General features: G+C 65.5%; 13 protein-coding genes. 12 read left to right on the plus strand and 1 reads right to left on the minus strand.

From position 1 onward, the window contains the following. Positions 1–8: 8 nt before the first annotated feature. The 12 genes from DVS29_RS11015 to DVS29_RS11070 all read left to right on the plus strand — a co-directional run bounded on the left by DVS29_RS11015 (position 9) and on the right by DVS29_RS11070 (position 12,171). The gene (locus DVS29_RS11015) at positions 9–1,178 is read left to right on the plus strand and encodes a CaiB/BaiF CoA transferase family protein (RefSeq protein WP_118180491.1); all 1,170 of its coding nucleotides are present in this window, start codon (positions 9–11) and stop codon (positions 1,176–1,178) included. Continuing rightward, positions 1,175–1,897, plus strand: coding sequence for an enoyl-CoA hydratase/isomerase family protein (locus tag DVS29_RS11020; protein WP_118180492.1), 723 nt, complete (start codon positions 1,175–1,177; stop codon positions 1,895–1,897). The genes DVS29_RS11015 and DVS29_RS11020 overlap by 4 nt, the downstream gene beginning before the upstream one ends. 334 nt (positions 1,898–2,231) lie before the next feature. Next, on the plus strand, positions 2,232–2,927 hold the full coding sequence (locus tag DVS29_RS11025) for a GntR family transcriptional regulator (protein ID WP_240655543.1): 696 nt from the start codon (positions 2,232–2,234) through the stop codon (positions 2,925–2,927). Positions 2,928–2,955: 28 nt separating this feature from the next. Continuing rightward, positions 2,956–4,242, plus strand: a complete 1,287-nt coding sequence (gene mtnK / locus DVS29_RS11030; protein ID WP_118180494.1) for an S-methyl-5-thioribose kinase — start codon at positions 2,956–2,958, stop codon at positions 4,240–4,242. Positions 4,243–4,291: 49 nt separating this feature from the next. Then, positions 4,292–5,362, plus strand: coding sequence for an S-methyl-5-thioribose-1-phosphate isomerase (mtnA, locus tag DVS29_RS11035; protein WP_118180495.1), 1,071 nt, complete (start codon positions 4,292–4,294; stop codon positions 5,360–5,362). Further along, complete coding sequence (locus DVS29_RS11040) at positions 5,359–6,063, plus strand: class II aldolase/adducin family protein (RefSeq protein ID WP_118180496.1); 705 nt, start codon at positions 5,359–5,361, stop codon at positions 6,061–6,063. Before mtnA ends, DVS29_RS11040 begins: the two co-directional genes overlap by 4 nt. 85 nt (positions 6,064–6,148) lie before the next feature. Further along, a complete protein-coding gene (locus DVS29_RS11045) occupies positions 6,149–7,273 on the plus strand; it encodes a sugar ABC transporter substrate-binding protein (RefSeq protein ID WP_118180497.1) in 1,125 nt (374 codons plus the stop codon). A gap of 69 nt (positions 7,274–7,342) precedes the next feature. Beyond that, positions 7,343–8,896, plus strand: coding sequence for a sugar ABC transporter ATP-binding protein (locus DVS29_RS11050; protein WP_118180498.1), 1,554 nt, complete (start codon positions 7,343–7,345; stop codon positions 8,894–8,896). Then, positions 8,893–9,894 carry an ABC transporter permease gene (locus tag DVS29_RS11055; protein WP_118180499.1) on the plus strand — a complete coding sequence of 334 codons (1,002 nt, stop codon included), beginning with the start codon at positions 8,893–8,895 and terminating at the stop codon, positions 9,892–9,894. Before DVS29_RS11050 ends, DVS29_RS11055 begins: the two co-directional genes overlap by 4 nt. Before the next feature lie 48 nt (positions 9,895–9,942). Then, positions 9,943–10,953: a dihydroxyacetone kinase subunit DhaK gene (locus tag DVS29_RS11060; protein WP_118180500.1), complete on the plus strand. Its 1,011-nt coding sequence runs from the start codon at positions 9,943–9,945 to the stop codon at positions 10,951–10,953. 13 nt (positions 10,954–10,966) lie between these two features. After that, complete coding sequence (locus DVS29_RS11065) at positions 10,967–11,587, plus strand: DAK2 domain-containing protein (protein ID WP_118180501.1); 621 nt, start codon at positions 10,967–10,969, stop codon at positions 11,585–11,587. A 20-nt stretch (positions 11,588–11,607) separates the two neighbouring features. Next, positions 11,608–12,171 carry a sugar O-acetyltransferase gene (locus DVS29_RS11070; RefSeq protein ID WP_118180502.1) on the plus strand — a complete coding sequence of 188 codons (564 nt, stop codon included), beginning with the start codon at positions 11,608–11,610 and terminating at the stop codon, positions 12,169–12,171. A 4-nt stretch (positions 12,172–12,175) separates the two neighbouring features. Here the strand turns inward: DVS29_RS11070 and DVS29_RS11075 are convergent, their stop codons facing one another. Beyond that, on the minus strand, positions 12,176–12,841 hold the full coding sequence (locus tag DVS29_RS11075) for a glutathione S-transferase family protein (RefSeq protein WP_205962436.1): 666 nt from the start codon (positions 12,839–12,841) through the stop codon (positions 12,176–12,178). Positions 12,842–12,969: the final 128 nt, after the last annotated feature.

Raw genomic sequence — 12,969 nt, forward strand, 5'->3', positions numbered from 1 at the left:
AAGCAACGATGAACAACCAGTTGGCCCTCGAAGGCCTACGCGTAATCGAAGTCTGCAACGTGGCGGCGGGCCCGTTCTGCGGCATGCTGCTCGCGGACATGGGCGCCGACGTCGTCAAGCTCGAGCACCCCGACGGCGGCGACACGCTGCGCGCATGGCCGCCGATCAGCGACGGCTTCAGCGAGAACTTCGCCGCGCTCAACCGCAACAAGCGATCGGTGACGCTGAACCTGAAAGACCCCGGCGATCGCGACATCGCGAAGACGTTGATGGGCGATGCGGACGTCGTGATCGAGAACAACCGGCCTGGCGTGATGGATCGGTTGGGCCTCGGCTATGAGGCGCTCGCTGCGTTGAATCCGCGTCTGCTGTACTGCTCGATTTCCGCGTATGGCCAGACGGGCCCGCGCGCGCAGGAAGGCGGTTTCGACCTGACCTTGCAGGCGATGAGCGGCATCATGAGCGTCACCGGAGAGGAGGGCTGCGCGCCGGTGAAATGCGGCGTGCCGCTGGCGGATTTCTCCGCGGGGCTGTACGCGGCATTCGCGATCGCAGCCGAACTGCGGCGTGTCCAGCAGAGCGGCGCGGGCACGCATATCGACATCTCGATGCTGGGCGCGACGCTCGGCATTGCCGCGTTGCAGACCTCCGAATACTTCGGCAGCGGCCGCGATCCGGTCAAGCTCGGCTCCGCGCATCCGCGCAACGCCCCGTACCAGGTGTTCCGTTGCCGCGAGGGTCACTTCGGCATGGCGGCGGGCAATAACGCGTTGTGGTCGAGCGTCTGCAAGGTGGTCGGTCATCCCGAGTGGTTCGACGATCCGCGTTTCGCGAGCACCGGCGAACGTGCCCGCAACCAGACTGCGCTGCGCGACTTGCTCGAAGCGGAGTTTGCTTCCGCCGATGCCGGCGCATGGCTCGAACGTTTTCGCGCGGCAGGCGTGCCGTGCGCGCCGATCAACCGCTACTCCGACGTGCTGGCCGATCCGCAGGTCGAGCACATGCAATGGGTGCAGGCACTCACGCTGCCGAACGGCGTCGAGACGCGCACGTTCGGCTCGCCGATCCGGCTGTCGGGCCGCGGGCTGCCGATTCGCAGGCCGCCGCCGGCGCTCGGCGAACATTCGGACGAAGTGGTCGGAGAACTCGGCGCAAGCCTTGCACAGGACACGCGATGAACGCGCCGATCGACATCGTGCGTGACGCGGATTGCTGGACGTTCTCGCTCAACCGCGCCGACAAGATGAATGCGTTGAACCCGGAGATGGTGGAGGCGTTGATTGCCGGAGTCGATGAAGCCCACCAGTCCGGTGCGCGCACGCTGGTGTTCGCCGGCAACGGCCGCAATTTCAGCGCCGGATTCGATCAGGGCAATCTTGCGCACGAGAGCGACGCGGATCTGCTGCTGCGTCTGGTGCGGATTGAGACGCTGCTGCAGCGCGTTGCGGCGTCGCCATGCATGACCGTCGCGTTTGCTCACGGGCGCAATTTCGGCGCGGGCGTCGATCTGTTCGTCGCCTGCCGCAAGCGCTTCTGCGCGGCGGATGCAACGTTCCGGATGCCGGGTCTGCGATTCGGCCTCGTCCTCGGTACACGGCGGTTCGGCGAATGCGTGGGACGGTCGAACGCGCGCGATATCCTCGAACAGACGCGCACGCTCGATGCGAACGAGGCGCTCGAACTCGGTCTCGTGTCGGGCCTGGTTGAAGCGGACGGCATGCGCGGGATGATCGGCGACCTGCGTCGAGTCGCCACGCAACTGGACCGCGACACGCAACGGCACCTGTACGAGGTGCTGACCCTCGAAGATGGCGCGCGCGACCTCGCCGATCTCGTTCTGTCCGCGTCGCGGCCTGGGTTGAAGGCGCGCATGCTGGCCTTCATGAACCAGCGTTGATCCTGCGCGCCTGCGCTGAATGCCCGGCCGCCTGAACGCCGTGCTGTGGTGCGCGGGACGCGTGCAATGCGCGTCCCGTTCGACATCAGACACGCGTCGCATTGTCTGATGTGCCGTCCCGACTGTGCTGGTGACTCTGCTCGCTAAGCTATTCCCGCGAAGCAACACAATCCCCCTTAAACGCCGAGAAAACCAGCACGGACGGCCCCGATCGCTCATCAACCCACCCAAGCCGCCCAGGGTAAACTCGCGCCGAAATACATCAGATGTCTGATGTATAGTTCCCGTCAGATTGACTCCGTGTCGAGCCATGCGCCTCAGCGTCGAGCATTCGATGAGCGAGAAGATTCAGGAATCGTTGATGACGATGATCCGCGAACGCTCGTTCAAACCTGGCGATCAGATCCCCACGGAAATGGAGTTGTGCGAGCTGCTCGGCGTCGGGCGTTCGAGTCTGCGCGAAGCGGTGGCGCAGATGATTTCGCACGGGCTGCTGTCGCGGGTGCAGGGGCGGGGCACGTTCGTGCGGCAGATCGCGTTGAAACTGCAGGGCGGTCTCGACGACCTGATGTCGGTCACGGACATGATTCGCGGCGTCGGCGCGGTGCCGTCCACCTGCCGGTTGCAGATCGAGCACATCGCTGCGAATGAGAGTCTTGCCGGCAAGCTGCGGCTGAACGTCGGCGATCCGTGCGTGCGCATCGAGCGCGTGCGGTGCGCGGACGATGCGATCGCGGCCTACTGCATCGATACGATCCCGAAGGCGATCTTCGATGCGGCCGGCGGCCAGATCGGCGAATCGCTGTTCGGCATGTTCGGGCGCGTGGGGCGCCGGCTGTCGCATACTCACACGTCGATCCAGCCGACCATCCTGACGCCGCGCGATCTGCCGGAGCTGGGCGACGGTTTCGGTCTGTTCCTGCTACTGGACGAAGTGGATTTCGACCAGAGCGGCGAACCGATCTGCTATAGCAATGACTACTACAACACAAGCATCTTCAAGTTCGATCTGGTTCGCAAGAAGCGGTAACGCCGCTTTGCCCGCGGAGGAGACAGACATGGAATTTGAGGCACTCAGTTCGGCCGAGCTGTCGACGTACCTGCGAAGTGTTCCATCGTTGTATGCGCTGTTGAACGAGCCGGACGAACTCGATATCAGCGAGGTCGGCGACGGCAATCTGAACTTCGTTTACTTCGCGACCAACACGCGCACGCCCGAGCGTAGCGTGGTGGTGAAGCAGGCGCCGCCGTTCCTGCGCCTCGTCGGCAAGACCTGGCCGCTCACGCGTCACCGGATGGAGCGCGAAGTGGCGGCGCTGCGGCGCTTCGGCGCGCTGTGCCCGCAGCACGTGCCGCGTGTTTATCATGCGGATAGCGAACTATTCCTGATGGTGATGCAGCGGCTGTCGTCGCACCGTATCCTGCGGCAAGGTCTGATGGACGGCATCGTGTACCCGCGGCTCGCCGATCACATGTCCACCTGGCTCGCGCATACGCTGTTCTTCGGTTCGGACCTGTACCTCGCGCCCGATGTGAAAAAGCAGGCGGTCAGCGCCGCGATCAACACCGAGCTGTGCAAGATCACCGAAGACCTCGTATTCACCTATCCGTTCGAAGACCACCCGTCGAACGTGTACAGTGCCGCGTTCCCGAGCGCCGAGATCGAGCGGCTGTGGCGCTCGCCGGAACTGCGTGTGGAAGTGGGTGAGATGAAGTGGTCGTTCATGAATGATGCTGAGACGCTGCTGCACGGCGATCTGCATACCGGCTCGATCATGGTCAATCAGGACGAGACCTACGTGATCGATCCGGAATTCGCGTTCTACGGGCCGATGGGTTTCGACGTCGGCGCGCTGATTGCGAATCTGCTGCTCGCGTATTTTTCACGCGACTGGCACGACACCCGCAACCCGCAACGCCCAGCGACGCCGGCCGACGTTCTGCCGTATCGCGACTGGCTGCTCGCGCAGGTGTCGTCGATCTGGAATGTGTTCGCGGAGCGCTTCGTCGCGCTGTGGCGCGAACACGAAAGCCGCCGCAAGAGCCACTTCATCGGCGACGACCACGCGGGCCTCTGCGCGGAAGCGTTCCGCGCGCGCTTCATGCAGCGGCTCTTCGAGCAATCGCTCGGGTTCGCGGGCTGCAAGATGATCCGGCGCATCGTCGGCATGGCGAAGGTGGCCGACATCACGAGCATCGACGACGACGCGTTGCGTGCGGCGGTGGAGGTGCGCGCACTGCGCTGCGCCGAACGCCTGCTGCTGGAACGACACCGGATGACCAGCATTGACGACGTGCTCGCAGTCGCACGCGAGATGCAGGCGACGGGTCCGGTTTGCGCGTGAGCCGCCGCGCCGCGATTTTCCACGAACATTTTGAAGCTCTGGAGCAAGTATGGTTTCGTCGTCTCATGTCCTGAATCTGCCGGTCACGCTGGGCTGGGAAGATGACCAGCTGCGGATTCTCGACCAGACCCGTTTGCCGCAGGAATCGACGATCGAAACGTTGACGAACGCGTATGAAGTCTGGCGTGCGATCCACGAGCTGCGTGTGCGCGGCGCGCCGGCGATCGGCGTGGCGGCCGCGTATGGACTGTGCGTGGCGGTGCGGAAGTCGCAGCATCTGTCGCTCGACGCGTTTCGCGCCGAGATGAAAGAGCAGGCCGCCTACCTGGACAGCGCGCGGCCCACGGCCGTCAATCTGAGCTGGAGCCTGAAGCGGATGCAGCGCGCGGCGGATCGCTCGAACGCAACCGATGCGGCAACTCTCTATCGCACGCTCGTCAGCGAAGCGCAGGCAATCCATCGCGAAGACCAGGACTTGTGCGAACGTATCGGCCAGCACGGCGCGCAGCTGATCCGGCCGGGCAGCGGCGTGCTCACGCACTGCAATGCCGGCGCACTGGCGACCACTGGCCTTGGCACTGCAACCGCGCCGATCTATACCGCGCAGCGCGACGGCGTGGCGTTTCGCGTGTTCGCCGACGAAACACGGCCGCTCCTGCAAGGCGCGCGGCTCACCGCGTACGAACTGCAGCGCGCGGGCGTCGACGTGACGCTGATCACCGACAGCATGGCGGCATCGCTGATGGCGCAAGGGCGCGTCGACGTCGTGATTGTCGGCGCGGATCGGGTGGCCGCGAACGGCGACTTCGCGAACAAGATCGGCACGCTGAATCTCGCGATCGTGTCGCGACACTTCGGGGTGCCGTTCTATGTCGCGTGCCCGTCGTCGACGCTCGATCTGGACACGCCGAACGGCGCGGGCATCGTGATCGAACAGCGTGGCGGCAACGAGGTCACGCAGCTGGGCGGCCGCGCGGTCGCGCCGCCGGGCATCAAGGTCAGCAACCCGGCGTTCGACGTCACGCCGCACGATCTCGTCACCGGCTATATCACCGAAGCCGGCATCATCCGCGCGCCGTTCGCAGTGAATCTCGCCGCGCAGTTCGGACAGGCGGCATGAGTCACGCGACCCGAACCGGAGCCGGCGCAGCGGACGAACGCGCGCTGCGCGACGCGATCGTGCATACCGCGCTGGAAATGGAGCGGCTCGGCATCAACCAGGGCACGTCGGGCAACGTCAGCGCGCGCTGTGGAGACGCTTTTCTGGTCACGCCGAGCGGCGTGCCCGCGAATGCACTCACGAGCGACGCGATCGTCCTGCTGCCGTTCGACGTCGACGAGAACGCGCTGGTACTCGCCGAACGCCGGCCGTCGAGCGAGTGGCGCATGCATCGCGACATCCTGCGCGCGCGCGACGACGTCGACGCGGTCGTGCATACGCATTCGCTTGCCGCGACTGCGATGGCGATTCACGGGCGCGAGATTCCCGCGCATCACTACATGGTCGCGATCGCGGGCGGCAATTCGATCCGCTGCGCGCCGTACGCGACCTTCGGCACGCAGGCGCTATCGGATCACGCGCTCGTCGCGCTGCGCGAACGCTATGCGTGCCTGCTCGCGCATCACGGCGTGATCGCGATCGGCCGCGATCTGGCGCGCGCACTATGGATCGCAAGCGAAGTGGAAGTGCTCGCGAAGCAGTATCTGCTCGCGAGCCAGCTCGGTACGCCGCCGCTGCTGAGCGACGACGAGATGGCGGAAGTGGTGCAGAAGTTCAAGGGATACGGCTTGCGCCGCGCGCCCGGCACCGGCGCGCAATGAGGTAGCGGCCCGCGCGACGGGTCGGTGCTGCACTCCGGACCGGCGTCCCGGCGGAGCGATGACAACTTCAACGATGGAGACACTCATGGCCTGGAACTCAGGAAGGTTCGACCGTTGGTCCACGTTCGGCGCGTCGGCGGGCGCGGCGCTGCTGTGCACGGCAGCGCTGCTGGCCGGCTGCTCGAAGAGCGAATCGCCATCATCGGGCGGCGCGGCGAGCGATGCGGGCGCGAGCGCCGCCGTCGCCAGCGCGTCCGATACGGGCGCGGCGAGCGGCGCTGGCGGCAGCAGCGGCGGCAAGACCAAGATCGGCTTCTCCGTGTCGACGCTGAACAACGCGTTCTTCGTCGGGCTGAAGCTCGGCGTCGAGAAAGGCGCGAAAGAGCAGGGCTTCGATCTCGTGCAGACCAATGCGAACGGCGACGCGCAGCAGCAGGTCAACGACGCGATGAACCTGCTGAGTCAGGGCGTGAACGCGCTGGTGCTGAACCCGATCGACTCGAAGGCGATCATTCCTGCGGTCGAGAAAGCGAACCAGATGGGCGTGCCGGTGTTCACGCTTGATCGCGGTTCGGATGGCGGCAAGGTCACGTCGTTCGTCGCATCGGATAACGTCGCGCTCGGCCAGACCGGCGCGAAGTGGATCGCGGACCAGCTGAAGGCGCGCTACGGTTCGCCGAAGGGCAACGTGGTGGACCTGATCGGTCTGGTCGGCACCACGGCCGCGACGGATCGCGAAAAGGGCTTCAGCGAAGAGATCGCGAAGTATCCGGACATCAAGGTCGTCGCGCGTCAGGAAGGCGCGTTCGACCAGGAGAAGTCGCTGAACGCGATGACCGATATCCTGCAGAAATTCCCGCAGATCGACGCGGTGTTCGGCGCGAACGACGACAACACCGTCGGCGCGGAAAAAGCCATCGACAACGCAGGCCGCTACAAGCCGCTCGGCGACAAGCAGCACATCATGGTGATCGGCGCCGACGGCACCGCGCAGGCACTGTCCGCGATCCGCGCGGGCAAGCAGGATGCGACGATCTCGCAGAACCCGATCCAGATGGCGGCGAAGTCGCTCAGCTTCATTTCCGACTACGTCGCGAAGAAACCGGTGCCGCCGACCTACGCATGGCCGACTCTCCTGATCGACAAGTCGAACATCGATTCCGATGAGGTGAAGAAGTACGGCTTGTGGTCGGAGCAGGTGAGTCAGTAAGCGCAGTGCGTTGCAACGCGCGCGCCGCGGCCGGCGGCGCGCGCCATTCGAAGCAGGACGGAATCATTCATGAATGCCGGAACGGTTTCGCAGCACGAGCACGCAGAGGGTCCGGGTCCGCAGGCGGCAGCGGGTGCGCCGCTGCTGCGCATGGAAGGCATCGTCAAGAGCTTTCCGGGCGTGAAGGCGTTGCGCGGCGTGAGCCTCACGCTGCACACGGGCCATGTGCTCGCGATCGTCGGCGAGAACGGCGCCGGCAAGTCGTCGCTGATCAAGACGCTGTCCGGCGCGTACGAGCCGGACGAAGGCACGATCGAGATCAACGGCACGCCGCTTGCGCGCGGCACCCACGCGGCGATCGATGCGGGCGTCGCGGTGATCTATCAGGAGCTGTCGCTCGTCAACGACATGACGGTGGCGGAGAACCTGTTCCTTGGCCGCATGCCGTCGCGAAACGGCTTCGTGCTGCGCCGTGACGCCGATCGTCTCGCGCGGCAGGCGCTTGCGCAGGTCGGGCTCGGCAACGTGTCGCCGTCGATGCCTGTCGGCGATCTTCCGCTCAACAAGCGGCAGCTCGTCGAGGTCGCGAAAGCACTGGCCCGCGACGCGCGCATCCTCGTGATGGACGAACCCACGGCCGCGCTGCAGCACGACGACATCCGCAATCTCTATGGCGTCGTGCGAAGGCTGCGCGAGGCGGGCATGGGCATCATCTTCATCTCGCACCACCTCGAGGAAGTGTTCGAGCTGGCGGATTCGGCGGTGGTGATGCGCGACGGCGCAACCGTCGATTCGCGTCCGATGGCGCGGTGGACCGAGCAGGACCTCGTGCAGGCGATGGTGGCGCGCAACCTCGAATCGTTCTACCCGTGGGCGCCGCGCGACTACGGGCCGGTCGCGCTCGAAGTGCGCGACCTCGTGAGTCCGCCCGTCGTGCGGCACGCGAGCCTCAGCGTGCGGGCGGGCGAGATCGTCGGCATTGCGGGCATCGCGGGCGCGGGGCGCACCGAATTGCTGAAGGCGATTTTCGGCGCGCAGAAGGTCACGCGCGGCGAGATTTCGATTCGCGGCCGCGGCGTGTCGATCCATTCGCCCACCGATGGCGTGGCGGCAGGACTGGTCTACACGGCGGAAGACCGCAAGCTGGAAGGGCTCGTGCTCGACGCGAGCATCGAAGAGAACGTTGCGCTGTCGAGCCTGAAGGCACTCGCAAGCGGCGGGTTCGTGCGCAACGCGCGCAAGCGCCGTCTCGCGCAGGAGGCGAGCACGCGCTTCGCGGTGCGCGCGCCATCGGTGACGGCGATCACCGGCAACCTGTCCGGCGGCAACCAGCAGAAAGTCATTCTCGGCCGCGCGACGGCCACCGAACCCGCGGTCATCATGCTCGACGAACCGACGCGCGGCATCGACATCGGCGCGAAGGCCGAGATCTATGCGCACATGGTGTCGATGGCGCGCGCCGGCGCAGCGGTGCTGATGGTGAGCTCGGAGCTGCCGGAACTGCTCGGCATGTCCGATCGCGTGCTGGTGATGTACCGCGGCAGGATCGTGACCGAGTTCGCGCGCGACGAAGCCGACTCGGAGAAGGTGATTCAATGGGCGACGACAGGAGCAGGAGCATGAATTCGACCGCAGCCAACGACACGGAACAGCAGAGCTGGTCGAGCCGGCTGATGCGGCAGCTGCGCAACGGTCTCGGCCCGCTGTGCGCGGCGCTCGTCATCATCTGCGTCGCGCTGTCGTTCGCGTCGCCGGAGTTTCTGACCACCAGCACGCTCACCAACATCATGGTGCAGGTGTCGGTGGTCGGGATCGCGGCGGTGGGCGGCACGTTCGTGATCATCACGTCCGGCATCGATCTGTCGGTCGGCTCGCTCGTCGCGTTGACCGGCATGGTCGCGGCGACGCTGATGGCGGGCTCCACGCAGGGAAACGTGGGGCTCGGCATCGCGGGGCTCGCGGTGGCGATCGCGGTCGGCGCGGGCGTCGGCGCGCTGAACGGCATTGCGATCGCGTGGCTGCGCCTCGTGCCGTTCATCGTCACGCTCGCGATGATGGCGATGGCGCGCGGCCTCACGCTCGCGATCTCCGACGGCCGCACGAAGTTCGATTTCCCGAACGCGTTCACCGTGTTCGGCGCGAAGTCGATCGCGGGTCTGCCGATGCCGATGCTCGTGATGCTGATCGTGTTTCTGATCGGCCACGTGCTGCTGCGCAAGACCACGTTCGGCCATCAGGTGTTCGCGGTCGGCGGCAATCGCGAGGCAGCGCGTCTCGCGGGGATTCCGGTGCAGCGCGTGATGTTCCTCACCTATGTGCTGGCCGGCGCGACGGCGGCGATCGCGGGCATCGTGCTCGCGGGGCGGCTCAATTCCGCGCTGCCTTCGGCGGCGAATGGGCTCGAGCTGCAGGTGATCGCCGGCATCGTGATCGGCGGCACATCGCTCGCGGGCGGGCGCGGCTCGATCATCGGCACGTTCATCGGCGTCGTGCTGATCGGCGTGATCAACGTCGGTCTGTCGCTCCTGGGCGTGAATCCATTCTGGACGCAGTTCATTCAGGGCGGCGTGATTTTCGCGGCCGTGATGCTCGACGTGCTCAGCCAGCGCCGCAAGCTCTGACTGACGCCTTCCACTGCTGATGCAGCTATCGCACTCAAGGAGCTACGCGTGAAGAAGATCATCAACCAGCCGGACAGTTTCGTCGACGAAGTGATCGATTCGCTGTTGATCGCGCATCCGGGTTGGGTCAAGGCCGCTACCGCCGACCGTCGCGCGCTGGTGCGTGCCGATGCGCCGAAGAAGGGGCGGGTCGGCATCGTCACCGGCGGCGGCTCGGGTCATATGCCGGGCTTTCTCGGCTACGTGGGCGAAGGACTGTGCAGCGGCGTGGCGATCGGCAACGTGTTTTCGTCGCCGTCGTCCGAGCAGATTTTCGAGGCCACCAAAGCCGTCGACGGCGGCGCGGGCGTGCTGTACGTGTACGGTAATTACGGCGGCGACGTCTTCAACTTCGACCTCGCCGCGGATCTCGCGGAGCCCGAAGGCATCGAGATCAAGACGGTGCTGCTAACCGACGATGTCGCGTCCGCGCCGCCCGGGCGCGGCAGCGAGCGCCGCGGTGTGGCGGGCATGGTGTTCGCATTCAAGTGCGCGGGCGCGGCGGCGGAGCGCGGCGATTCGCTGGAGGACGTGGCGCGCGTCACGGCAAAAGCCAACGCGCAGTGCCGCACGATGGGCGTGGGTCTGTCGCCGACCATTCTTCCCGCCGCAGGCAAACCGACTTTCACGCTGCCTGAAGGACAGATGGAAATCGGCATCGGCATTCACGGCGAACCGGGCACGCATCGCGGTGCGCTTGAAAGCGCGGACGCGATCGCGGACCGGTTGATGGGCGAGATCCTCGGCGATCTGAAGGCGCCGAAAGGGTCGCGCATCGCGGTGCTGGTCAACGGCCTTGGCGCGACACCGCTGGAAGAGCTGTACGTGCTGTACCGGCGCGCGGCGAAGCTCGCGAACGACGCGGGACTGACGATCGCGCGCAGCTATGTCGGCGAGTATGTGACGAGCCTCGAAATGGCTGGCGCGTCGATCACGGTGATGCTGCTCGACGACGAGCTCGAACAGCTGCTGGCCGCGCCCGCGCGCTCGCCGCTTTTCCACGCATGGCAGCCGGTCTGATCAGGAGGCTCGCATGAGTATGTCCGCGAACGAAGTGCGCAGCGTGGTGAGCGATGCGCTGACCGCGTTGCAGTCGCACAGCGACGAGCTGCGCGATCTCGACGCCTCGCTGGGCGACGGCGATCTCGGCATCACGGTGCAGGCGGGTTCGAAGGCGGTGATCGCGGCGTGGGCGGCGCTGCCCGCCGAAGCGACGCTGAGCGATCTGCTGCTGGCCGCGGGCAAGGCGTTTTCGACCGCCAATCCGTCCACTTTTGCGGCGCTCGTCGGCGGCGGATTGCTCGCGGCCGCTAAAACCGTGACCGGCAAAACCGAAGCGACGAAAGCGGAGGTGCTCGCGATCGGGCGCGCGGTGGCGACGCGCATAACCGAGCGTGGCAAGAGCAAGGTCGGCGACAAGACCGTGCTCGACGCGCTCGTGCCGAGCCTCGACGTGCTGGAGGCAACCGACGGCGCCGCGAGCGAACTGCTCGCGGCGATGATCGCGACGGCGCGCGAACGGATCGACGCGACTGCCGGGTTGCAGTCGCAGAAGGGACGCGCGGCATGGGTGCAGGAACGCAGCATCGGGCATCCCGATCCTGGTGCGACGGCCTATCTGCGGTTTCTCGAGTCGCTTAGAATCGCGGCTTGACCACTGCGAGACAACAACGAATGGCAACGGACGATCGCACCCGATTCATCGCGAGGAGAACGCCGGAATCCGCCGCCATGGTGGCGAACGTCAAACGGGCGATGTCGATCACTGCCGCGCTCAACCGGCTGACATTCGACGATGCGGATGAAGTGCGGGCCTTGTTCAGCGAACTTATCGGCAAGCCGGTGGACGACAGCTTTTCGCTGATACCGCCGTTCTATACGACCGGCGGCGTCGAGATCCGTGTCGGGCGCAATGTCTTCATCAACCAGAACTGCACGTTCTACGATCTTGGCGGGCTCGACATTGCCGACGATGTGATGATAGGGCCGAACGTGAGCATCATCACCGCCAGTCATCCGATCGAACCGTCGCAGCGGCGCAGTGGCGTCATCGCGAAACCCATCGTGATCGGGCGGAACGTGTGGATCGCCGCCGGCGCGACCATCATCGGCGGCGTAACGGTCGGTGAGAACTCGGTGATCGCGGCGGGATCGGTGGTGACCAAAGACGTGCCGCCGAATACGCTCGCCGGTGGCAATCCGGCAAGGGTCATTCGTTCGATAGCGGATGGCGGTTGAGCGCTCAGTTGCCCGACGACTGCGCCGTAAACAACGCGAGTTGTGCAGCAAACGCACGCTGGTACGCGGGCCGCGCCTCGCCGCGAGCGACGTAGGCGGCGAGGTTTGGATATTCGTCCAGCAGACCCGATGCCCTCAACCGAAGCAACACCGTCACCATCATCAGGTCGCCCGCGCTGAATGCGCCGTCGAGCCAGTCGGCGTTGCCAAGTCGAATGGACAGTTCGCCGAGCCGGTCGCGGATGCGATCGTGGACCATCGGCAAGCGCGCTTCGTACCAGCTTTGGTCGCGCTCCTGGAAGCGGATGGTCTGAAGATCGATGATCGGCGGCTCGATCGTGTTGACCGCGGCGAACATCCATGTGATTGCGCGTGCTCTCGCGTTCGGATCGTCCGGTAGCAGGCCTTTGTGGTGCTCCGCGATATGGAACACGATCGCACCGGACTCGAACAAGACTAGCCCACCTTCTTCATAGGTCGGGATCTGTCCAAACGGATGAAGCGCCCGATGCGTGGGTTCCTTCATTGCGCCGAACGACACCAGACGAACCTCGTAAGGCTGGCCCACTTCTTCGAGCGCCCAGCGAACCCGCATGTCACGCGCGAGCCCGTTGCCGCGATCGGGCGACCGTTCGAAGACGGTGATAATGCGAGACAGTGGAGCGGTCATGCTGGCTTCTCCTTTTGCTGAACGTTTGATCTCGTGCCGGATACGCGATCCGGCGTACATCTGCTCGACGCTCGAGACCAGGCTGAATCGACATTGCTGCACGACATTTTTTCTGGGTGTCGGCTTCA

This window comes from Paraburkholderia phosphatilytica (genome assembly GCF_003443895.1).
In the GTDB taxonomy this organism is placed as follows: domain Bacteria; phylum Pseudomonadota; class Gammaproteobacteria; order Burkholderiales; family Burkholderiaceae; genus Paraburkholderia; species Paraburkholderia phosphatilytica.

What these genes read in the sequence shown, in the direction of transcription:
- mtnA (WP_118180495.1), top strand. Translation starts at nt 4,292, where the DNA reads ATGGTTTCGTCGTCTCATGTCCTGAATCTGCCGGTCACGCTGGGCTGG.
- DVS29_RS11015 (WP_118180491.1), top strand. Translation starts at nt 9, where the DNA reads ATGAACAACCAGTTGGCCCTCGAAGGCCTACGCGTAATCGAAGTCTGC.
- DVS29_RS11045 (WP_118180497.1), top strand. Translation starts at nt 6,149, where the DNA reads ATGGCCTGGAACTCAGGAAGGTTCGACCGTTGGTCCACGTTCGGCGCG.
- DVS29_RS11075 (WP_205962436.1), bottom strand. Translation starts at nt 12,841, where the DNA reads ATGACCGCTCCACTGTCTCGCATTATCACCGTCTTCGAACGGTCGCCC.
- DVS29_RS11055 (WP_118180499.1), top strand. Translation starts at nt 8,893, where the DNA reads ATGAATTCGACCGCAGCCAACGACACGGAACAGCAGAGCTGGTCGAGC.
- mtnK (WP_118180494.1), top strand. Translation starts at nt 2,956, where the DNA reads ATGGAATTTGAGGCACTCAGTTCGGCCGAGCTGTCGACGTACCTGCGA.
- DVS29_RS11020 (WP_118180492.1), top strand. Translation starts at nt 1,175, where the DNA reads ATGAACGCGCCGATCGACATCGTGCGTGACGCGGATTGCTGGACGTTC.
- DVS29_RS11070 (WP_118180502.1), top strand. Translation starts at nt 11,608, where the DNA reads ATGGCAACGGACGATCGCACCCGATTCATCGCGAGGAGAACGCCGGAA.
- DVS29_RS11025 (WP_240655543.1), top strand. Translation starts at nt 2,232, where the DNA reads ATGAGCGAGAAGATTCAGGAATCGTTGATGACGATGATCCGCGAACGC.
- DVS29_RS11050 (WP_118180498.1), top strand. Translation starts at nt 7,343, where the DNA reads ATGAATGCCGGAACGGTTTCGCAGCACGAGCACGCAGAGGGTCCGGGT.
- DVS29_RS11040 (WP_118180496.1), top strand. Translation starts at nt 5,359, where the DNA reads ATGAGTCACGCGACCCGAACCGGAGCCGGCGCAGCGGACGAACGCGCG.
- DVS29_RS11065 (WP_118180501.1), top strand. Translation starts at nt 10,967, where the DNA reads ATGAGTATGTCCGCGAACGAAGTGCGCAGCGTGGTGAGCGATGCGCTG.